The organism is Stenotrophomonas sp. YJH_SMC_37 (assembly GCF_059370035.1).
This window is the reverse complement of the sequence record NZ_JCAFTG010000019.1, coordinates 16,023-36,509: the sequence shown is the minus strand read 5'-3', so window position 1 is coordinate 36,509 and position 20,487 is coordinate 16,023. Positions and strand designations below refer to the sequence as shown.

22 protein-coding genes are annotated in these 20,487 nt (G+C 67.5%); 13 read left to right on the top strand and 9 right to left on the bottom strand.

The annotated features are described in order from the left end of the window. The first annotated feature begins 81 nt into the window (after positions 1–81). On the top strand, positions 82–1,389 hold the full coding sequence (gene hmgA / locus AC5P8J_RS19060; RefSeq protein WP_111099322.1) for a homogentisate 1,2-dioxygenase: 1,308 nt from the start codon (positions 82–84) through the stop codon (positions 1,387–1,389). Positions 1,390–1,437: 48 nt separating this feature from the next. Here the strand turns inward: hmgA and AC5P8J_RS19055 are convergent, their stop codons facing one another. Further along, complete coding sequence (locus AC5P8J_RS19055) at positions 1,438–1,977, bottom strand: hypothetical protein (protein ID WP_111099321.1); 540 nt, start codon at positions 1,975–1,977, stop codon at positions 1,438–1,440. 125 nt (positions 1,978–2,102) lie between these two features. On the opposite strand from AC5P8J_RS19055, the gene AC5P8J_RS19050 reads away from it, so the two are divergent. Both AC5P8J_RS19050 and AC5P8J_RS19045 read left to right on the top strand, forming a co-directional pair. Beyond that, positions 2,103–2,759: a hypothetical protein gene (locus AC5P8J_RS19050; protein ID WP_180876467.1), complete on the top strand. Its 657-nt coding sequence runs from the start codon at positions 2,103–2,105 to the stop codon at positions 2,757–2,759. A 73-nt stretch (positions 2,760–2,832) separates the two neighbouring features. Continuing rightward, positions 2,833–3,798, top strand: coding sequence for a sodium:calcium antiporter (locus AC5P8J_RS19045; protein WP_021202661.1), 966 nt, complete (start codon positions 2,833–2,835; stop codon positions 3,796–3,798). Positions 3,799–3,881: 83 nt separating this feature from the next. Here the strand turns inward: AC5P8J_RS19045 and AC5P8J_RS19040 are convergent, their stop codons facing one another. From AC5P8J_RS19040 to AC5P8J_RS19005, 8 genes are all read right to left on the bottom strand, one after another. Further along, on the bottom strand, positions 3,882–4,271 hold the full coding sequence (locus AC5P8J_RS19040; protein ID WP_012481450.1) for a Na+/H+ antiporter subunit G: 390 nt from the start codon (positions 4,269–4,271) through the stop codon (positions 3,882–3,884). Then, on the bottom strand, positions 4,268–4,552 hold the full coding sequence (locus tag AC5P8J_RS19035; protein ID WP_005411334.1) for a K+/H+ antiporter subunit F: 285 nt from the start codon (positions 4,550–4,552) through the stop codon (positions 4,268–4,270). Before AC5P8J_RS19035 ends, AC5P8J_RS19040 begins: the two co-directional genes overlap by 4 nt. Then, positions 4,549–5,055: a Na+/H+ antiporter subunit E gene (locus AC5P8J_RS19030; RefSeq protein WP_021202662.1), complete on the bottom strand. Its 507-nt coding sequence runs from the start codon at positions 5,053–5,055 to the stop codon at positions 4,549–4,551. The genes AC5P8J_RS19035 and AC5P8J_RS19030 overlap by 4 nt, the downstream gene beginning before the upstream one ends. Next, entirely contained in the window at positions 5,052–6,587 is a 1,536-nt protein-coding gene (locus AC5P8J_RS19025; RefSeq protein WP_495217042.1) for a monovalent cation/H+ antiporter subunit D, read from the bottom strand. Before AC5P8J_RS19025 ends, AC5P8J_RS19030 begins: the two co-directional genes overlap by 4 nt. Continuing rightward, entirely contained in the window at positions 6,584–6,976 is a 393-nt protein-coding gene (locus tag AC5P8J_RS19020; protein WP_005419863.1) for a Na+/H+ antiporter subunit C, read from the bottom strand. The genes AC5P8J_RS19025 and AC5P8J_RS19020 overlap by 4 nt, the downstream gene beginning before the upstream one ends. After that, the gene (locus AC5P8J_RS19015) at positions 6,976–9,804 is read right to left on the bottom strand and encodes a monovalent cation/H+ antiporter subunit A (protein WP_495217041.1); all 2,829 of its coding nucleotides are present in this window, start codon (positions 9,802–9,804) and stop codon (positions 6,976–6,978) included. The genes AC5P8J_RS19020 and AC5P8J_RS19015 overlap by 1 nt, the downstream gene beginning before the upstream one ends. A 333-nt stretch (positions 9,805–10,137) precedes the next feature. Then, positions 10,138–10,623 carry an Mpo1 family 2-hydroxy fatty acid dioxygenase gene (locus AC5P8J_RS19010; protein ID WP_021202665.1) on the bottom strand — a complete coding sequence of 162 codons (486 nt, stop codon included), beginning with the start codon at positions 10,621–10,623 and terminating at the stop codon, positions 10,138–10,140. 203 nt (positions 10,624–10,826) lie between these two features. Continuing rightward, positions 10,827–11,753, bottom strand: a complete 927-nt coding sequence (locus tag AC5P8J_RS19005) for a phosphoribosylaminoimidazolesuccinocarboxamide synthase (protein WP_167693003.1) — start codon at positions 11,751–11,753, stop codon at positions 10,827–10,829. A gap of 141 nt (positions 11,754–11,894) precedes the next feature. Between AC5P8J_RS19005 and AC5P8J_RS19000 the strand changes: the two genes are divergently transcribed. From AC5P8J_RS19000 to AC5P8J_RS18955, 10 genes are all read left to right on the top strand, one after another. After that, complete coding sequence (locus AC5P8J_RS19000; protein ID WP_008265098.1) at positions 11,895–12,224, top strand: J domain-containing protein; 330 nt, start codon at positions 11,895–11,897, stop codon at positions 12,222–12,224. Between the two features lie 57 nt (positions 12,225–12,281). Continuing rightward, positions 12,282–12,959, top strand: a complete 678-nt coding sequence (gene rpe, locus AC5P8J_RS18995) for a ribulose-phosphate 3-epimerase (RefSeq protein WP_006474082.1) — start codon at positions 12,282–12,284, stop codon at positions 12,957–12,959. Positions 12,960–12,971: 12 nt separating this feature from the next. Continuing rightward, on the top strand, positions 12,972–13,454 hold the full coding sequence (locus tag AC5P8J_RS18990; protein ID WP_134735182.1) for a GNAT family N-acetyltransferase: 483 nt from the start codon (positions 12,972–12,974) through the stop codon (positions 13,452–13,454). Positions 13,455–13,678: 224 nt separating this feature from the next. After that, entirely contained in the window at positions 13,679–14,608 is a 930-nt protein-coding gene (gene yegS / locus AC5P8J_RS18985) for a lipid kinase YegS (protein WP_019661512.1), read from the top strand. Between the two features lie 312 nt (positions 14,609–14,920). Further along, a complete protein-coding gene (gene trpE / locus AC5P8J_RS18980) occupies positions 14,921–16,396 on the top strand; it encodes an anthranilate synthase component I (RefSeq protein ID WP_111103628.1) in 1,476 nt (491 codons plus the stop codon). 67 nt (positions 16,397–16,463) lie between these two features. Next, positions 16,464–17,243: an SIMPL domain-containing protein gene (locus AC5P8J_RS18975; RefSeq protein WP_021202668.1), complete on the top strand. Its 780-nt coding sequence runs from the start codon at positions 16,464–16,466 to the stop codon at positions 17,241–17,243. Between the two features lie 2 nt (positions 17,244–17,245). Beyond that, positions 17,246–17,833 carry an anthranilate synthase component II gene (locus AC5P8J_RS18970; RefSeq protein ID WP_019661509.1) on the top strand — a complete coding sequence of 196 codons (588 nt, stop codon included), beginning with the start codon at positions 17,246–17,248 and terminating at the stop codon, positions 17,831–17,833. Between the two features lie 16 nt (positions 17,834–17,849). Beyond that, positions 17,850–18,881 carry an anthranilate phosphoribosyltransferase gene (gene trpD / locus AC5P8J_RS18965; protein ID WP_111113252.1) on the top strand — a complete coding sequence of 344 codons (1,032 nt, stop codon included), beginning with the start codon at positions 17,850–17,852 and terminating at the stop codon, positions 18,879–18,881. A 75-nt stretch (positions 18,882–18,956) separates the two neighbouring features. Next, complete coding sequence (trpC, locus tag AC5P8J_RS18960; RefSeq protein WP_019661507.1) at positions 18,957–19,751, top strand: indole-3-glycerol phosphate synthase TrpC; 795 nt, start codon at positions 18,957–18,959, stop codon at positions 19,749–19,751. Next, positions 19,748–20,464: a haloacid dehalogenase-like hydrolase gene (locus tag AC5P8J_RS18955; RefSeq protein ID WP_111098432.1), complete on the top strand. Its 717-nt coding sequence runs from the start codon at positions 19,748–19,750 to the stop codon at positions 20,462–20,464. The genes trpC and AC5P8J_RS18955 overlap by 4 nt, the downstream gene beginning before the upstream one ends. Positions 20,465–20,487: the final 23 nt, after the last annotated feature.

Sequence of the window (20,487 nt, the reverse complement as noted above, 5' to 3'; positions counted from 1 at the left end):
TGCAGGCAATGTCGGCTTCCGGTCGACATTGCCTGTCCGAATGGTAGTGCCGGCCGCTGGCCGGCAATCTCTGGAGTTCCCATGTCCCCCGCCATCACCGCCCGCGGCTACCAGTCCGGCTTCGGCAACGAATTCGCCACCGAGGCCGTCGCCGGCGCGCTGCCGGTCGGACAGAACTCACCGCAGAAGGTGGCCCACGGCCTGTACGCCGAACAGTTGACCGGCACCGCCTTCACCGCGCCGCGCGGCAGCAACCGCCGCAGCTGGCTGTACCGGATCCGCCCGGCGGTGGCCCATGGCGAGTTCACCCCCTTCGCGCAGTCGCAGCTGCAGTGTGATTTCGGCGCTCAGCCGGCCTCGCCGAACCAGCTGCGCTGGAGCCCGCTGCCGCTGCCGGAGCTGCCGACAGATTTTGTCGAAGGCCTGTACACGATGGGTGGCAACGGCTCGCCCGATGCGCATGCCGGCGTGGGCATCCACCTATACGCTGCCAACCGCGACATGGTCGGCCGCTACTTCTACGACGCCGACGGCGAGCTGCTGATCGTGCCGCAGCTGGGCGCGCTGCGCCTGCTGACCGAGCTGGGCGTGATCGAGATCGAGCCGCAGCAGATCGCGGTGATCCCGCGCGGCGTGCGCTTCCGCGTTGAACTGCCCGATGGCCCGAGCCGTGGCTACATCTGCGAGAACTACGGTGCGCTGCTGAAGCTGCCCGACCTCGGCCCGATCGGATCCAACGGCCTGGCCAATCCGCGCGACTTCGAAACCCCGCATGCGGCGTTCGAGGATGTGGATGGCGACTTCGAACTGATCGCCAAGTTCGAAGGCCGCCTGTGGCGTGCACCGATCGACCATTCACCGCTGGACGTGGTGGCCTGGCACGGCAATTACGCGCCGTACCGCTACGACCTGCGTCGCTTCAACACCATCGGTTCGATCAGCTACGACCACCCGGATCCGTCGATCTTCCTGGTGCTGCATTCGCCCAGCGACACCCCGGGCACCAGCAACATGGACTTCGCGATCTTCCCGCCGCGCTGGCTGGTGGCGCAGAACACCTTCCGTCCGCCGTGGTTCCACCGCAACATCGCCAGCGAGTTCATGGGCCTGGTGCATGGCGCCTACGACGCCAAGGCCGAAGGCTTCGTGCCGGGTGGCGCATCGCTGCACAACTGCATGAGCGGCCACGGCCCGGATGCGCCGACCTTCGACAAGGCCTCCAATGCGGATCTGTCGAAGGCCGATGTGATCAAGGACACGATGGCCTTCATGTTCGAGACCCGCGCGGTGATCCGCCCGACCGCACAGGCACTGGCCGCCGGCCACCGTCAGGGCGACTACCAGCAGTGCTGGAACGGCCTGCGCAACAATTTCCGGTCGTCCCGCTAGCGTGGTGGGTGCCGACCGTTGGTCGGCACGATGCGCCGGAACCTGCGCTTACGCCACCTCGGCGAAGGCGTCGCAATGCTCCCGCGGCAACGCCTCCAGCAGGCGCTGGCGCACGCGCTGGCAATAGCCATCCGAAGTCAGCGCGGGCAGCAGCTGCATCGCCGACTGCAGCCGCTGCAGCACCTCATCCTCCGCACGCGCCTGCTGCAGATCGCGGAACAGTGCCGCTGCCTGCGGATGCCGCTGCATTTCCAGGATACCCAGCAGGTAGATGCGCGCTGCCACCAGCGAACGGCGACGTTCGACCGGCGTGGCGCTGGCGTTCGTTGGCACCTTCACCAGCGCCGCATTGGCCGGTTCGGCAGCGGCGTGAGGGGGTGCCGCCGCCGTTGCCGTGCCGGTCGCCAGATAGCCCGCCTGCACCAGCTGGATGACCATCGCCGGCGCATCCTGTCCAAGCAGACCGGTCAGGTCGGCGACGGTACGCTGGCCGTCGCACAGGATCAGCAGCCGGCGCTGGCGCATGTCCAGCGGCGCGCGGTGGGCCTGCAGCGCGGTTCGGGCGAGATCGGTCTTGCGCGGTTGCATGGAAGGGACGGCCAGATCGGTGCTCGCCGAGCCTGAACGAGGGCGATGAAACCGCGATGACAATGCAGCGCCTGCACACCGGATGGGTTAGCGTGCAGCCATCTTCGTGCCAGGGAACCGCACCGATGAAGCACCTCCCGATTGCTGGTCTGTTGCTCCTTTCGCTCGCCGCCTGCGGTGCGGGCCCCGACAAGCAGGGGGCGGCCGGTAGCGGCAGCGACACCCCGGCCGAAACCGCCTCGGCGACCGGGCCAGCGCAGTCGGCCGATCCTGATCTGGCAACCCGCCCCGCCAACGACCTTCGCGAGGACAGTCCCGCGCGCCTGGATGGCTTCGGCGGCGCCGCGCTGGGCGCCGGCATCGCCGAGGTCCGCAGTGGCTTCGGCACGCCGCTGCAGGGTCTGGGCGCCGATGCGGCCGGCAAGCCGCTGCCGGCTGACGACAGCAACGACGGCTGCTACTTCCTGCGCCCGCAGGATGCCGAAGAGCCGCGCCTGATGATCGAAGGCCGCAAGCTGGTGCGCTACGACGTGCGCAGCGCCGCCATCACCGCACCAGGCGGCGGCAAGGTCGGCATGACCCTGGGTGAGCTGCAGGTGCTGTACCCGGAGCGGGCCGATGTCGGCCCTGACAAGTACGACGAGAAGGCCCAGCACCTGCGCGTGCGCCCGGCGCAGGAGGGTGGTGCGGTCATCGACTTCGCGCTCGGCGCTGATGGTCGGGTCAGTGCCTGGCGCGTCGGCAAGACCCCACAGGTCGATTACGCCGAAGGCTGTGGCTGATCCTTGATCCACCGCCGAGCCATGCGCTCGGGCCACGCGTAGAATCGCGCCACCACCGCTGGGGGAGTGCTCGATGATCGCCATTGCCATTGCCTGGTTCCTGCTCGGCCTGCTGCTGCTGGCGCTGGGCGGGGACTCCATCGTCAAGGCCGTGTCCGGCCTGGCCCAGCGTTTCGGGGCCAGCCCATTCACTGCCGGGCTGCTGCTGCTCGGGGTGGCCACCTCGTTGCCGGAGCTGGCAGTCAACGCGCGCGCGCTGGCGGTGGGCCAGCCAGAACTGGCGCTGGGCAATGCGGTCGGCAGCAGCATCACCAACCTGGGCCTGACCCTGGCCGTGGCGGCCATGGCTGCGCCCCTGCTGCTGCGCGCGCGCCTGCAGACGGTGCTGTGGTGGTCGCTGCTGGCGGCAGGTGTGCTGCTGATCCTGTTCGGGCTTGATGGCGGCCTGGCACGTTGGGAGGGCGGCATACTGCTGGCCGGCTTCATCGTGGTGCAGGTGCTGCTGCTGCGCCGTGGTCGCAGCGAGAGCGCGGAGGTGCAGGTGGCCATCGCCGAGTCCGCACTGAGCCGCACCAGCCTGCCGTTGAACGTGCTGCGCGTGCTGATTGCCGCGTTGACGCTGTACTGGGGCGCGCGCCTGGTGGTGGGCGCCGCCGCCGACTTTGGCGTCGCCCTGGGTTGGACGCCGCTGCTGGTCGGCCTGCTGCCGGTGGCGATCGGTACCGCACTGCCGGAAGTGGCCACCGCCATCGCCGCCGCGCGTCGCGGGCATGGCGACATGGTGCTGGGCCACGTGCTGGGTTCCAGCGTGGTCAACCTGCTCCTGGTGATCGGTGCGATGGCCGTGCTGCAGCCGCTGGCGCTGCCGGCCTCGTTCGTGCGCCTGGAACTGCCGGCGCTGCTGGCGTTCGCGCTGGTGCTGTACCCGATGCTGCGTGGCGACCTGAAGATCAGCCGCGGCGAAGGTGTGATCCTGCTGGTCGCGTTTGTCGGCTGGTTCGTGCTGGAACTGCTGCTGGTCGGCGCACCGGCGCTGTAGAGCCGAGCCCATGCTCGGCTGCTGTTCGTGCCGACCAGCGGTCGGCACCTACGGGGCGTCACATTGCCGGCCAGCGGCCGGTTCTACCGGTTCTGCGTGGTTTCTTCTTCCCGCACCGGCTCCGGCGGTGGCAGCTGCTCCTCGGCGGCACGTTCGTTGCCCGGCAGGGTGGGGCGGGTCTCCATCAGCAGCGACAGCGCGGCCTTGGCCATCATGTGCGCGCTGATCGGTGCGGTGATGAACAGGAACACGGTGATCAGCAGCTCGCGCGGCTGCGGGTCCTGGCCGAGGAAGATGTGGTAGCAGACCGAGCACACCAACACGCAGCCCACGCCCAGCGTGCTGGCCTTGGTCGGCGCGTGCAGGCGCTTGAAGAAGGTCGACAGCTTCACCAGGCCCAGTGCGCCCACCAGGATGAAGAAGCAGCCGAACAGCAGCAGGATCGACAGGCCGATCTGGATGGCAGTGATCATTCGACGATGTCCCGGCGCAGCACGAACTTGCTCAGCACCACGGTGCTGCCGAAGCCGAGCATGGCGATGATCAACGCCGCCTCGAAGTAGATCGGTGAATTGAGGTACATGCCGAACAGCATCAGCTCGGCGATCGCGGTCACCGACAGGGTGTCCAGTGCGAGGATGCGGTCGGGCACGGTCGGCCCGCGCAGCAGGCGCCAGGTGGCCAGCAGCATGGCCAGGCCGACCACGTGCATGCACACCACCAGGGTGGTCTGGATGACTTCAAAACCGGTCATGGGAAGATCTCCATCAACGGCGCCTCGTAACGGCGCTTGATCGTATCGATCAGGTCCTGTGGATCCTCCAGGTGCAGCACATGCACCAGCAGGAACTTGCGGTCGTCGCTGAGCGCGGCCGAGACCGTGCCCGGGGTCAGGGTGATCATGCTGGTCAGCGCGGCGATGCCGTGGATGTTGGCGATGTCCAGCGGCAGCCAGATGAAGCCCGGGTGGATGTTCTTTTCCGGGCCCAGCACCTGCAGGGCGACGCGGATGTTGGACATCAGGATGTCCCACAGGGTCACGCACACCAGTCTGGGCAGCGGCCGCAGGGTGCCGATGCGCGCGAACTCGCGGTCCAGGCGCGCGGCGAACAGCGGCACCACCACGCCCAGCACCAGCCCCAGCACGATCTGGCCGAGGGTGAAGCTGTCGGACATCAGCAGCCAGAACGCCACCACCATGATGCTGAGCATCGGCGAGGGAATCAGGCGACGGAACAGGGAGTGCTGGGCAGTCATGGCTGGCGGATCTCCGGCGTGGTCGCGCGCAGCTGCTGCACGTACTCGCTGGGATGCAGCAGCTGTGCGGCGGTGGCGTCGGTGTAGCGCATCAACGGTGCAGCGGCCAGGGCCATGCCGATGCCGTAGGCCAGCAGCAGGCAGGCGGCGTAGAGCTCTACCCGGCGCAGGGGAGCCTTGCGCGGCTTCGGTGCTTCTGGATCGACCGGTGGCACGCGCCAGAACAGGCGGATGCCGCCGCGGGTCAGGCCCATGATCACCAGCAGGCTGCTGACCAGCACGGCGGTCCAGACCGGCCCGGTGTACTGCGCCGGCATGCCGGCCAGCAGCGCGGCCTTGGCCAGGAAGCCGGACAGTGGCGGCAGGCCGGCCACCGACACTGCCCCGATCAGGAACAGCACCGCTGGGGTTTCCTTGCCCGGCATCGGTGCCACCACTTCCTTGCGGTCGCTGGCACCGCCGCGACGACGGCGGATCAGGTCGGCGATCAGGAACAGCGCGGCGGCGACGAAGCTGCTGTGCGGCAGGTAGTACAGGCCCGCTGAGAGTACCTGCGGCGTGCCCACCGAGAAGGCGATGAACAGCGTGGCCGCCGACACGATCACCAGGTACGAGATCAGGACGCGCAGGCGGGTCGCGGCCAGTGCACCCAGGCCACCGAGCACCAGCGTCGCCACGCCGGCCCACAGCAGCCAGTCGCGGCCATAGCCGGCCATCGCGCCTGCGTCATCGCCGAACCACAGCATCTGGATGCGCAGCACCGAGTACAGGCCGACCTTGGTCATGATCGCGAACAGCGCAGCCACCGCTGCTGGCGCACGCGAATAGGCTTCCGGCAGCCACAGGTACAGCGGCATCAGCGCGGCCTTGGCGCAGAACACCAGCAGCAACAGGCCCATCGTCGCCTTCACCAGGGTCAGCTGCGCCGGCGGTATTTCGGCGATGCGCTGCGACAGCTCGGCCATGTTCAGCGAACCCAGCGTGGCGTACAGCAGGCCCAGCGCGATCAGGAACAGGGTCGAGGCGGTGACGTTGAACACCACGTAGTGCAGGCCGATGCGCATGCGCAGGCCGCGGCCACCGCTGAGCAGCAGGCCGTAGGAGGCGATCAGCATCACCTCGAAGAACACGAACAAGTTGAAGATGTCGCCGGTCAGGAACGCACCGTTGAGGCCGACCAGCTGGAACTGGAACAGCGCATGGAAGTGCGGTGCGCGGCGGTCCCAGCCCGAGCAGGCGTGCAGCAGGCAGGGAATGGCCAGCAGCAGGGTGGTCAGCAGCATCCACGCCGACAGCCGGTCGGCCACCAGCGCGATGCCCAGCCGCGACGGCCAGTCGCCCAGCAGGTAGACATTGATGTCACCGCCCGCGGTCGACGCGAACAGCAGGCCCACCGCCAGCGCCAGCGCCGACAGCGCGGTCCACGCGACGGCGCGCTGCACCCTGGGGCCGTAGCGACGGTGTTCGACGAACAGCGACAGTGCAGCACCCAGCAGGGGAATCAGGATCGGCAGGATCACCAGGTGGTTCATGCGCGGTCCTCGCCCTGGCGCGGCGGCACGCGCTCATCCTGCAGGTCATCGTCGGGCTCGTGGGCGTCCACATGGTCGCTGTGGTTGTCGCTGCGGCTGCGCATGGCCAGCACGATGCTCACTGCGGTCATCGCGAAGGCGATCACGATCGCGGTCAGCACCAGCGCCTGTGGCAGCGGATCGGTGTAGTTGCCGAGGTGGCTGTCCACGCCCTCCTGCAGCACCGGCGCCTTGCCCAGCACCACGCGGCCACCGGCGAAGATCAGCAGGTTGGTGGCGTAGGACAGGAAGGTCATGCCGAGAATCACATCGAAGCTGCGCGCGCGCAGCAGCAGGTAGATGCCGATGGCGGTCAGCACGCCGATCGCGGTCGCAAGGGCCAGTTCCATCAGTGCATCTCCCCGGTGCGGGCCGAACGGCGTTGCAGGTCGATCTCGCCCTTGCGGGCGGTGCGGGTACGCGACGGCTTGATCGTGCCCATCATCGACAGCATCAGCATCGCGCCGCCGAACACCACCAGGTAGACGCCGATGTCGAAACCGATCGCACTGGCCAGCGGCACGTCGCCGATCAGCGGCAGGTGCAGATCGAGGTGGCCGCTGGTGAGGAACGGCACGCCGAACAGCATCGAGGCACTGCCGCTGAGCAGGGCGATCAGCAGGCCCATGCCGATGCAGCGGATGTAGTCGAAGCCGAAGCGCGACTCCACCGATGCGGTGCCCTGGATCACGTACTGAATCAGCAGCGGCACCGCCAGCACCAGGCCGGCGATGAAGCCACCGCCCGGCGCGTTGTGGCCGCGCAGGAACAGGAAGATCGATACGGTCAGGGTCAGCGGGAACATGATCTGGGCCAGGTCGGCTGGTACCGGCAGCTTGATCGGAGGGCCGGGCATGATCTGCTCCGGTGCCATCCGCGTGCGCCGCAGCAGGGCATGCACCACCAGCGCGGCGATGCCGAACACGGTGATCTCGCCGAAGGTATCGAAGCCGCGGAAGTCGACCAGGATCACGTTGACCACGTTCTGGCCATAGGCCTCGGGCAGGGCACGGGCGAGCAGTTCGCCGGCCATGGTGTTCGGCGGCAGGGTCATCGCCGAATAGGCCAGCGCACCCAGGCCGGCGCCGGCGATGATCGCGATCACCGCATCGCGGCGCTTGCGCCAGCGCGGACGTTCCGGTCCGGACTGCGCCGGCAGGTAGTTCATGCCCAGCAGCATCAGCACCAGGGTGACCATCTCCACCAGCAGCTGGGTCAGGGCCAGGTCGGGTGCGGACAGGAACACGAAGGTCAGCGCCACCATCAGGCCGACGCCGCCGACCAGCAGCACCGCCAGCAGGCGCTGCTTGTAGATGCGCAGGGTGGCAACGGCGCAGGCCATCATCACCAGCCACAGCGCCCAGCCCAGCAGCGGGATCGGCTGCGGTTTGGTCCAGTTCGGCGAGGCCGGGTTGACGATGTAGGGCGCGGCGGCCACGGTGATGGCCACCAGCACCAGGCCCAGCAGCATGCGCTGCAGGCTGCCATTGGCGATGCCGTTGGTCAGGCGCATGGCCAGTGCGGACACGGCATCCAGCTGCGCATGGAACACATTGCGGCCAGTGCTGATGTTGGTCACGGCGTGCAGGTTGATCAGCTTGCGCAGGCCGAAGTACAGCGCCACGCCGCCGATCACGCCGATCGCGCTCATCGCCAGCGGCAGGTTGAAGCCGTGCCATACCGCCAGGCTGTACTCGGGCATGGCACTGCCGAGGATCGACGCCGCAGCGGCATGCAGCACCGGCGCCACGGTCAGTGCCGGGGCGATGCCTACTGCCACGCAGATCACCACCAGCAGTTCCACCGGTACCTTCATCCAGCGCGGCGGCTCATGCGGCACGCGATCCAGGTCGTGCGGGCCGGGGCCAAAGAAGGTGTCGTGCACGAAGCGCAGGCTGTAGGCCACGCCGAACACGCCAGCCAGCAATGCGGCGATCGACACCGCCGTGCGCATGATCCCCGGGCCTCCGGCCGTGATCGCCTCGGCAAACAGCATTTCCTTGGACAGGAAGCCGTTGAGCAGCGGGATGCCGGCCATCGCCAGCGAGGCAATGATCGCCAGCGCGCTGGTGAACGGCATCAGCCTGCGCAGGCCGCCCAGCTTGCGCATGTCGCGGGTGCCGGTCTCATGGTCGATGATGCCGGCGGCCATGAACAGCGAGGCCTTGAAGGTGGCGTGGTTGAGGATGTGGAACACACCGGCCACCACCGCCATCGGCGTGGACAGGCCGAACAGCAGGGTGATCAGGCCCAGATGGGAAATGGTCGAGTAAGCCAGCAGGCCTTTCAGATCGTGCTGGAAGATCGCGTTCCAGGCGCCGATCAACAGGGTGATCGCACCGATGCCGCTGACCGTGTAGAAGAACAGGTCGCTGCCGGCCAGCGCTGGATGCAGGCGCGCCAGCAGGAACACACCGGCCTTCACCATGGTGGCCGAGTGCAGGTAGGCAGAGACCGGAGTGGGCGCGGCCATCGCGTGCGGCAGCCAGAAATGGAACGGGAACTGCGCGCTCTTGGTGAAGATGCCAGCCAGCACCAGGAACAGCGCGTACGGGTACAGCGCGCTGGCGCGGATCTGCTCGCCAGCGGCCAGCACCACGTCCAGGTCGAAGCTGCCGACGATGCGGCCGATCAGCAGCACGCCACCGAGCAGGGCCAGGCCGCCGCCGCCGGTGATCACCAACGCCATGCGCGCGCCTTCGCGTGCGTCCTGGCGGTGCGACCAGAAGCCGATCAGCAGGAACGAGCTGATGCTGGTCATCTCCCAGAAGATCATCAGCAACAGCAGGTTGCCCGACAGCACCATGCCCAGCATGGCGCCCATGAACAGCAGCAGGTAGCAGTAGAAGCGGTGCGCGTTGTCCTGCTGGCTCAGGTAGTAGCGCGCGTACAGCACCACCAGCGCGCCGATGCCGAGCACCAGCCCGGCGAACATCCAGGCCAGCCCGTCCAGGCGCAGGGTGAAGTCCAGGCCGATCTGTGGCAGCCAGGGCACCAGGGTGCGAACCACCTGGCCATCGAGCACCGCCGGGGTCAGCCAGCCGAGGATGGCCAGCCCGCCCAACGGCGCCAGCGCCGCCAGCCAGGCAGCAGTCGAGCGCGAACTACGGGGGAAGGCCGCAACAGCCGCTGCCATCAGGAACGGCAGGGCCAGCAGCAGGGGCAGGCTGGGGAGCATGCAGGGAATCCATGATTCACGAGCAGGTCAGGGAGAATAACAGGCTGCGAAATGTCGCTGAAACCCATCGAACAGCGATCAATTGCATGTAACGTCCGCTGATTCATATTTTCTGCGACGCAACATCGCGTTCCTGCGTGTTCTCCTCGCTTGCCCTCGGGGGACGCCCTACGCCCACGCAGGGAGACCGCAGGCCCTGTCGCACAGGGGCTGCCGTCGACGGGCGGGAAGTGGGGAGCGGATCACCGGCGCAGGCTGGCAGGGCCGTCGTGGAGTGCGGGTGACGGGATCTGCCCGTTCAGGAAACGACGGCCGCTGTCGGCCGCCGCCAGGTCAGTAGCGCCAGTCCAGCTTGCGGTAGAACTTGGCCATCACCCAGGCCGGGCCGATCAGCAGGTAGGTCAGGTCGGTCAGGAAGCTGGGCTTGCGGCCCTCGAATTTGTGGCCGATGAACTGCGCGATCCAGGCCACCACGAACACGCCCACCGCCAGCCAGCGCAGGGCCTGCAGGCCGATTTCGGCTTCCAGCAGGCGGCACAGGCAGCCGAACACGAAGAACTGGATGAGCATGCCGATGCCCAGCGGGCGCGACAGCTTGTTGTAGAAGCACCAGGCGCTGAACATCGCGAACGCCGACCAGATGCCGTACTGGAACCAGGTGATCAGCGGCGGCAGGCACCACAGCAGGGCCACCACCGACCACAGGATCGCCGGAACCGCCACCACGTGGATGCGCTGGTTGATCACATTGCGGTGGTCGTCGGAGTAGCTGGCGAAATAGCGGTCGATCGGCCGCGCAAGCTCGGTGGATGTCTGCATGCTGCGTTGCTTCCTCGGACAACGGTAGTGCCGGCCGCTGGCCGGCACTCCAGAGCATAGCCGAGTTCATGAGGTTGCCGGCCGGCGGCCGGCACTACCAGAGCCAGGCCATGCCTGGCTGCGGATTCGCCGAGGTTGCCGGCCAGCGGCCGGCACTACCCCTTCAGAGTGCCCCCGCCTGTCCGGCCGGGGGCGCAGGCGGATCAGTCGACGCTGATCCCGGCCAAGCGCTGCAGCGCCTCGGCGTACTTGGCGCGGGTGCGCTCGATGATCTCGCCCGGGATGGTCGGGCCCGGGGCGGTCTTGCCCCAGTCCAGCGTCTCCAGGTAATCGCGCACGAACTGCTTGTCGTAGCTCGGCGGGCTGGTACCCACTTCGTACTCGTCGGCCGGCCAGTAACGCGAGGAATCCGGCGTCAGCATCTCGTCCATGATGTACAGGCGGCCATCGGCGTCGGTACCGAACTCGAACTTGGTATCGGCCAGGAGGATGCCGCGTTCGCGGGCGTAATCGGCGGCGAACTTGTAGATGCGCAGGGTGGCGTCGCGCACGCGCTCGGCCAGGTCCGCACCGACCTGCTTCACCATCGCGTCGAAATCGATGTTCTCGTCGTGGTCGCCGACGGCGGCCTTGGTCGAGGGGGTGAAGATCGGCTCGGGCAGCTGCTCGGCCTGGCGCAGGCCGTCGGGCAGATCGATGCCGCTGACCTTGCCGGTGCGCTGGTAATCCTTCCAGCCGCTGCCGATCAGGTAGCCGCGGGCGATCGCTTCCACCGGCACCGGCTTCAGCTTGCGGGTGACCACCGCGCGCTTGGCATACAGGGCCGGGTCCACGCCTTCGGGCAGCACGCTGGCCACGTCGATGCCGGTCAGGTGGTTGGGCATCAGGTGCGCGGTCTTGGCGAACCAGAAGTTGGAGACCTGGCAGAGCATCTCGCCCTTGCCCGGGATCGGGTCGGGCAGGACCACGTCGAACGCCGACAGGCGATCGGTGGCCACCATCAGCAGGTAGTCGCCCGGCGGGGTCCCTGCAGGCAGCCGCTCGCGCGGGATATCGAACACATCACGCACCTTGCCGCGATGGCGCAAGGGCAGGCCGGGGAGATCGGATTGCAACAGCGTGGTTGGCACGGGCACTCCTGGGGCGTTGTCGATACGGCTGCCCAGCGGACCCGGCGGGCCCGCTGACCAGCGGGCGGCCTAGTGTAAAGCGGTCCGGGCCCGCTGTGACGTAAAATGAGCATCCATTTCGCCGGTCGACCCTGGGGCGCCATGCGCTGGTACGGAAAACTGCTCGGTTTCATCGCCGGGGCCCTGCTGTTCCGGCCCAATCCGCTGTTCGGCGCGGTAGTCGGCCTGTTGATCGGCCATGCCTTTGATTCGGACTGGTTCCGCCTGAACAAGGAGAACCCGTACCGGGAGCTGGGGCTGACCTCCGAGGCCACCGATGCCGAGATCGAGCGCGCCTACCGAAAGCTGATCTCGCAGTACCACCCCGACAAGCTTGGCGGCGCCGCCCCCGAGCTGCAGCAGCAGGCCGAGCAGAAGTCGCGGCGCATCAACGCCGCCTACGACCGCATCAAGACCCTGCGCAAGCGCTGATCCGACAGTCCCGCCTGCGGGCGGGAGAATCCTTTCCCCGTTCCGAAGGCCCCGGCCATGTCCAACTGCCTCATCGCCCCGTCCATTCTCTCTGCCAACTTCGCCCGTCTCGGCGAGGAAGTCGACAACGTCCTCGCCGCTGGCGCGGACTGGGTCCACTTCGACGTGATGGACAACCACTACGTGCCGAACCTGACCATCGGCCCGATGGTCTGCCAGGCGCTGCGCAAGCACGGCGTGACCGCGCCGATCGACGTGCACCTGATGGTCGAGCCGGTGGACCGCATCATCCCGGACTTCGCCGAGGCCGGTGCCACCTACATCAGCTTCCATCCGGAGGCGAGCCGCCACGTGCACCGCACCATCCAGCTGATCCGCTCGCTGGGCTGCAAGCCGGGCATCGTGCTCAATCCGGCCACCCCGGTGGACATCCTCGACTGGGTGCTGGATGACCTGGACCTGGTGCTGCTGATGTCGGTCAACCCGGGCTTCGGCGGCCAGGCCTTCATCCCCTCGGCGCTGGACAAGCTGCGCGTGGTGCGCAAGATGATCGATGCCAGCGGCAAGGACATCCGCCTGGAGATCGACGGTGGCGTGAAAGCCGACAACATCGGTGAGATCGCCGCCGCCGGCGCTGACACCTTCGTTGCCGGTTCGGCCATCTTCAACGCCAGGACCAGCTACCAGGACGTGATCGCGCAGATGCGCGCGAACGTTGCTGCGGCAAGGGGCTGAGCCATGGGTACGGTGGCCGTGTTGAACATCCGCCCGGCCACCGTGGCCGACGCTGGCCTGATCCTGCGCTTCATCCGCGAACTGGCCATCTACGAGAAGGCCGAGCATTCGGTGCAGACCGATGAGATCGGTATTGCCGAAAGCCTGTTCGGTGCCGATGCGACTGCCCGCGCGTTGATCTGCGAAGCCGACGGTGAGGCCATCGGCTATGCGGTGCATTTCTACAACTACTCCACCTGGCTGGGCCGCAAGGGCATCTACCTGGAAGACCTCTACATCAGCCCGGAGAAGCGCGGCGGCGGCGCCGGCAAGGCACTGCTGAAGTACATCGCCCGCCAGGCCGTGGCCGAAGGCTGCGGTCGTTTCGAATGGTCGGTGCTGGACTGGAACACCCCGGCCATCGAGTTCTACACCGCCGCCGGCGCAAAGCCGCAGGACGAGTGGACCGTGTACCGGCTGCAGGGCCAGGCGCTGCACGATTTCGCCAACGGTTGACGTGAAATGCATCCACGCATGGCGTGGATCTACGGCCGGCAAAAAAAAGGCCACGCCAATCACTGGCGTGGCCTCGCTGCATGCGTGGGAGGCTGATCCTGCCTCCATCCGTCGTCCCTGCTATGGACTCCCATTCTCCGGTAGCTGAATGACATCTGCGTGACATTCACCGCGGGAAAACAGCGCATTGCTAGCCTGTGCCACCGCATCCCTGGAAGCTCTGCATGACCACCCCGCGCTGGCGCCTGATCCTCAACGGCAAATCCGCCGGCAACGATGAGTTGCGCGACGCCGTCGGCCATTGGCGCGGACAGGGCGTGCAGCTGGAAGTGCGGGTGACCTGGGAAGACGGTGACGCCGAACGCTACGTGGCCGAGGCGATCGATCATGGCGTGGACGTGATCGTGGCCGCCGGTGGCGATGGCACGCTCAGTGCGGTGGCCGAGACACTGGCACATCGTGAGGAGCCGGCAGATGCGCTGCCCTCGCTGGCGCTGATTCCGATGGGGACCGCCAACGATTTCGCGACTGCTGCCGGCATTCCCACTGAGCCGAAGGAGGCCTTCGCCTTGATCGGGCAGGCGACGCCGCACGCCATTGACCTGTTGCGCGTGGACGCCGATGGCACGCAATGGTGGTGCGCCAATCTCGCCAGCGGTGGCTTCGGCACCCAGGTGACGGTGGAGACCGATGCCGGCCTGAAGAAGATGCTGGGCGGGCTGGCCTATGTGATCACCGGCATCGCCAAGCTGGGCCGCATCGAGCCGATCACCGCGCGCCTGTCCGGCCCGGATTTCGCCTGGGAAGGCGACTTCATCGCCCTGGGCATCGGCAATGGTCGCCAGGCCGGCGGTGGCCAGCAGTTGTGCCCGCAGGCCGTGATCGACGATGGGCTGCTGGATGTCACCGTGCTTCCGGAACTGGAGGGTGAGGTCACCGCCACGCTCGGCCAGATGCTGAAGTCGGGCACCCAGGCGGCGCTGGAACAGCTGGCCACGCGTGCGCGGCTGCCGTGGCTGCAGGTGGAGTCCGAGCGCCCGTTGACCCTCAACCTGGACGGCGAACCAGTCCAGGCCCGCCAGTTCCGCATCGCGTGCGTGCCGGGCAGGGTGCGCATGCACCTGCCGGTCGGTTGCCCGTTGCTGGCTGGGTAGGGGAGGTAGAGTCGACTGTTAGTCGACTGCTTTTCGTTCCGACGGCGTAAAATCCCGCGCTACGCGCGCAAGTCGACTAACAGTCGACTCTACCGGTTCCCGCGCCGGTCCCCCACCGGTCCCCGCCATGAGCCCTGTGCTTTCCCGTGGTTCAGTTTCCCAGGGTTCCCCTCCCGCCCCGGCTGCGATACAGTCAGGGGGTGTCCAGCCTGACGACCCCGCATACCCTTTCTTCCGCACGCCGTTGGTGGCGATGGTGGCCCGTTGCCGTCGTCCGCCCCCATAACGCTGTGTCCCGGAAGGAAAGTCGTCTTGAACTCGCACGCTCAGTTTCAGCAGCAGGCCGCTGAAGGCCACACCCACATTCCCGTCGTCCGTGAAGTGCTGTCCGACCTGGACACGCCGCTTTCGGTCTATCTGAAGCTCGCCGACGGCCCCAATACCTACCTGTTTGAATCCGTCGAAGGCGGCGAGCGCTTTGGTCGTTACTCGATCATCGGCCTGCCGGCGCGTCGCGTGTACGCCTTCCATGGCCACACGCTGACTGTGCGCGAAGACGGCCAGGTGGTGGACACCCGCGAGGTGGCCGACCCGTTCGCCGAAGTCGAGGCGCTGCGCAGCGCCCACTCGGTGCCGAAGCTGGAAGGCCTGCCGGGCTTCACCGGTGGCCTGGTCGGCTGGTTCGGCTTCGAGTGCATCGGCTACATCGAACCACGCCTGGCCCCGCCGGCCGGCCGCGATGAGCTGGGCACGCCCGACATCCTGCTGCTGGATTCCAACGAGCTGGCCGTGTTCGACAATCTCAAGGGCCGGCTGTACCTGATCGTGCACGCCGACCCACGGGTCGAGGGCGCCTTCGAGCAGGCCCAGGCACGCCTGGATGCGCTGACTGCCAAGCTGCGCGCGCCCGGCGCCGGTTATCCCGCACCGCTCAACAGCGACGTGCTGGACGAGTCCGACTTCGTCTCCGGCTTCACCCGCGAAGGCTTCGTCGATGCGGTCCAGCGCAGCAAGGAATACATCCGCGCCGGTGACATCTTCCAGGTGGTGCTCAGCCAGCGCCTGAGCGTGCCGTTCAAGGCGCGCCCGGTGGATGTGTACCGCGCGCTGCGTGCACTGAACCCGTCGCCGTACATGTACTTCCTGGATGTCGGCGACCTGCAGGTGGTCGGTTCATCGCCGGAAATCCTGGTACGCCTTCAGGACGGCGAAGTCACCGTGCGCCCGATCGCCGGCACCCGCCCGCGTGGCGCCACGCTCGAGCTGGACCTGGCGCTGGAAGCCGAGCTGCTGGCCGATCCGAAGGAACGCGCCGAGCATCTGATGCTGATTGACCTGGGCCGCAACGATGCCGGCCGCGTCTCCAAGGCAGGTACCGTGGAGGTGGGCGAGCAGTTCGTGATCGAACGCTACAGCCACGTGATGCACATCGTCAGCGAAGTGACCGGGCAGCTGCAGCCGGGCCTGAGCTATGCCGACGTGCTGCGTGCCACCTTCCCGGCCGGCACGGTCAGCGGCGCGCCGAAGATCCGCGCGCTGGAAGTGATCCGCGAGCTGGAACCGATCAAGCGCAATGTCTACGCCGGCAGCATCGGCTACATCGGCTGGCACGGCGATGCCGATACCGCGATCGCGATCCGCACCGCGGTGATCAAGGACGGCCGCCTGTACGTGCAGGCCGGCGCCGGCATCGTCTACGACTCGGACCCGGACAAGGAATGGGATGAGACGATGAACAAGGGCCGCGCGCTGTTCCGCGCCGTCGCCCAGGCCGCCAAGGGCCTGTGATCCTCCCCGTGCCGTGGCCTGCGCCGCGGCACCTTCCGCTGTTCCCATTCAAGACAAGGAGTACCGCATGAAGCTGCTGAGCGCATTGCTGTGGTCGTCACTGCTGGCCACGATGGCCCCGTCTGCGTGGGCGCAGGCCAACACGATTCCCTCGCAGCCGCACCTGCTGGTGAAGGGGCAGGGCAGCCGCACGGTGATGCCGGACCGGTTCGGCCTGCAGTTGAACATCGAAGAGACCGACATGGACGCCGACGCCGCGCGCCGCCGCGTGCAGGACAACGTTGCCCGCGTGCTGGCACTGTTCAAGCAGCACAAGGCGGTGGACGGCAGCGTGCGTGCGGACAACCTGCGGATCGGCCCGGCCACGCGCTATGAGCAGAACCGGCAGGTCTTCATCGGTACCCGCGTATCGCGCCAGCTGCGTGCCAGCTTCGCCAGCGTGAAGGCGATGCAGGATGTGCTGGGGGCGTTGAAGGCCAACGAGAACGTACAGGTGAGCAGCCTAGCGCCGACCTATTCGGGCGAAGTGGCGCTGCGCCGCGAACTCAAGGGCGAGGCAGCGGCCCAGACCCGCGAGTCCGCGCAGGGCCTGGCCAAGGCCTATGGAACAAGAGTGCGTGGCCTGTACAGCATCTCCGATGTGGCGCCGGACTTCGCCTACGGCATCCGGGCCGGGCAATGGCCCCAGCAGGGCGAGGACGGCGGGGACCTCGACAGGATCTCGGTGACCGGCAGCTACGCGCCCGCCTCCGCGCCCGCGCCCGCTGAGCCCGAATCCATTGAAGCCGGCCCCATCACCTACACCGAAAACGTGTACGCCATTTTCCTGATAAGCGACGGAACCTGACCATGTTGTGGATGATCGACAACTACGACAGCTTCACCTACAACCTCGTGCAGTACCTGCAGACGCTGGGCGCCGAAGTGAAGGTGGTGCGCAACGATGTGATGAGCGTGGACGAGATCGCCGCGCAGAAGCCCGAGCGCATCGTCATTTCGCCCGGCCCGTGCACCCCCAACGAAGCGGGCGTTTCGCTGGAGCTGATCGAACGCCTGGGCCCGACCACGCCGATCCTCGGCGTGTGCCTGGGCCACCAGGGCATCGGCCAGGTCTACGGCGGCACCGTCATCCGCGCCGGCAACATCATGCACGGCAAGACCTCGCCGATCCGCCATGAAGGCAAGGGCGTGTTCGCCGGCCTGCCGGACCGCTACCAGGCCACCCGCTACCACTCGCTGGTGGTGGACAAGAACAGTCTGCCCGACTGCCTGGAAGTGACCGCCTGGACCGAGAACGAGGACGGCTCGATCGAAGAGATCATGGGCCTGCGCCACCGCCAGTTCCCGGTGGAAGGCGTCCAGTTCCATCCCGAATCCATCCTCACCGAACACGGCCACGCGCTGCTGCGCAATTTCCTCCAGCGCCCGGCGGCCTGATCCAAGGAGCATACCCATGAGCTTCTCCCCCCAGGAAGCCCTGCATCGCACCATCGAGCACCGCGAAATCTTCTTCGACGAAATGGTCGACCTGATGCGGCAGATCATGCGCGGCGATGTGTCTCCGATGATGACCGCCGCGATCCTCACCGGCCTGCGCGTGAAGAAGGAGACCGTGGACGAAATCGCCGCGGCGGCCACCGTGATGCGTGAATTCGCCCGGCCAGTGCCGGTGGCCGATACCTCCAACCTGGTTGATATCGTCGGTACCGGTGGCGATGGCTCGCACACCTTCAACATCTCCACCTGCTCGATGTTCGTCGCGGCCGCCGCCGGCGCGCGCGTGGCCAAGCATGGCAATCGCAGCGTGTCGTCCAAGTCCGGCAGTGCCGATGCGCTGGAAGCGCTGGGCGCGGTGATCGAACTGCAGCCGGATCAGGTGGCCGCGGCCATCGAGCGGACCGGCATCGGCTTCATGTTCGCGCCGATCCATCATCCGTCGATGAAGGTGGTCGCGCCGGTACGCCGCGAGATGGGCGTGCGCACCATCTTCAACATCCTCGGCCCGCTGACCAATCCGGCCAGCGCGCCGTCTGTGCTGATGGGCGTGTTCCATCCCGATCTGGTGGGCATCCAGGCCCGCGTGCTGCGCGAACTGGGCACCGAGCGCGCGATGGTGGTCTGGGGCCGCGACAACATGGACGAGATCTCGCTGGGGGCGGGCACCCTGGTGGGCGAGCTGCGCGACGGCAAGGTCCGCGAGTACGAGATCCACCCGGAAGACTTCGGCATCGCCATGTCGGCCAGCCGCAACCTGCGCGTGGACGGCCCGGAACAGTCCATCCAGATGCTGCGCGCGGTGCTGGACAACGAGCCGGGCCCGGCGCTGGACATCGTGGCGCTCAATGCCGGTGCCGCCCTGTACGTTGCCGGCGTGGCCAGCGATATCGGCGATGGCCTGGCCCGTGCCCGTGCCGCCATCGCCAATGGCAGCGCCCGCCAGCGCCTGCAGCAGTATGTGGAAACCACCCGCGCGCTGGTTGCCTGAGCGCGCGGTTCAGCCTGACCCCGTCGATGGCCCGATAATGGCCGTCCTCACCGCCCCCGCACCGACCCGAAGACGATGAGCGACATCCTGCAGACGATCCTGGCCCGCAAGGCCGAAGAAGTGGCCCAGCGCCGCGCCCAGCGCCCGCTCGAGGAGCTTCAGGCCGCCGCGGCCAGCGCCCCGCCGGTACGCGGCTTCGTGCGCGCGCTGCAGGCGGCGGTGGCCAATGGCGACCCGGCGGTGATCGCCGAGGTGAAGAAGGCCAGCCCGTCCAAGGGTGTGATCCGCCCGGACTTCCGCCCGGCCGACATCGCCGTCAGCTACGAATTCGGCGGTGCCAGCTGCCTGTCGGTGCTGACCGACGTGGACTTCTTCCAGGGTGCCGACGCCTACCTGCAGCAGGCCCGCGAGGCCTGCACGCTGCCGGTGCTGCGCAAGGACTTCGTGATCGACGCCTACCAGGTGTACGAAGCGCGCGTGCTGGGCGCCGACTGCATCCTGCTGATCGTGGCCGCGCTGGACGACACCCAGCTGGCCACCTTGTCCGAACTGGCGCTGTCGCTGGGCATGGACGTGCTGGTGGAAGTGCACGACATCGACGAACTGGAGCGTGCGCTGCAGGTGCCGGCACCGATGATCGGCATCAACAACCGCAACCTGCGCACCTTCGAGGTGTCGCTGCAGACCACGCTGGACATGCAGCAGGCCGTGCCGCGCGACCGCCTGCTGGTCACCGAGAGTGGCATCCTGGGGCCGCAGGACGTGGCGCTGATGCGTGATGCCGGCATCCACGCGTTCCTGGTGGGCGAGGCCTTCATGCGCGTGGAAGAGCCGGGCGAGGGCCTGCGTCAGCTATTCTTCGCGGCATGAAAACGCACTATCCGACGCCGCGCGAGGATGCGCCGCTGGTGGTCTTCGACTTCGACCACACCCTCTACGACGGCGATTCGGGCACCCATCTGTTCGCCTCGCTGATCAGGCGCAACCCGTTGCGCATGCTGGCGGCGCTGCTGGTCACGCCGATCGCCGGGCCGATGGTGGCGCTGCTGCCGACCCGTCGTGCCGGCATTTCGGTCTACGTGTGGATCGGCAGTTTCGGCCTGCACCGTGCGCGCGATTTCAACAAGGTGATCGACGCCTATGTGCTGCGCAACGAGGCGCAGATGCGCGCCAAGCTGCTGCCGCAGGCGCTGGAGGTGTTCGCCGCGCACCGGGCCAAGGGCGACCGCGTGGTGGTTGCCACAGGTGCGCCGCCGGAGCTTGCACGCGCGATCCTGGCCTTCGTGGCCCATCAGGATGTGCCGGTGATCGGTACCGAGGTCGGCCCACGGCTGGGCGGCGTCGGTCCAACCCGTCACTGCCACAACGAAGAGAAGATGCGCATGCTGCGCGAGCGCGGCTACGGCGATATTGATATCGCTTACTCCGACAGCACCGCCGACCTGCCGCTGCTGCTGGCGGCCAAGGCACCGGTGGTGGTGAACCCGAAGCCGGGCCGGGTGGCGTTCTTCCGCCGCGTGCTGCCCGCCGGCACCCGCATCCTCAACTGGGGCTGCGCTGACCGCGGCGGTGACAAGGCGTAGCCCGGGGTCAGATCCGCGTAGGG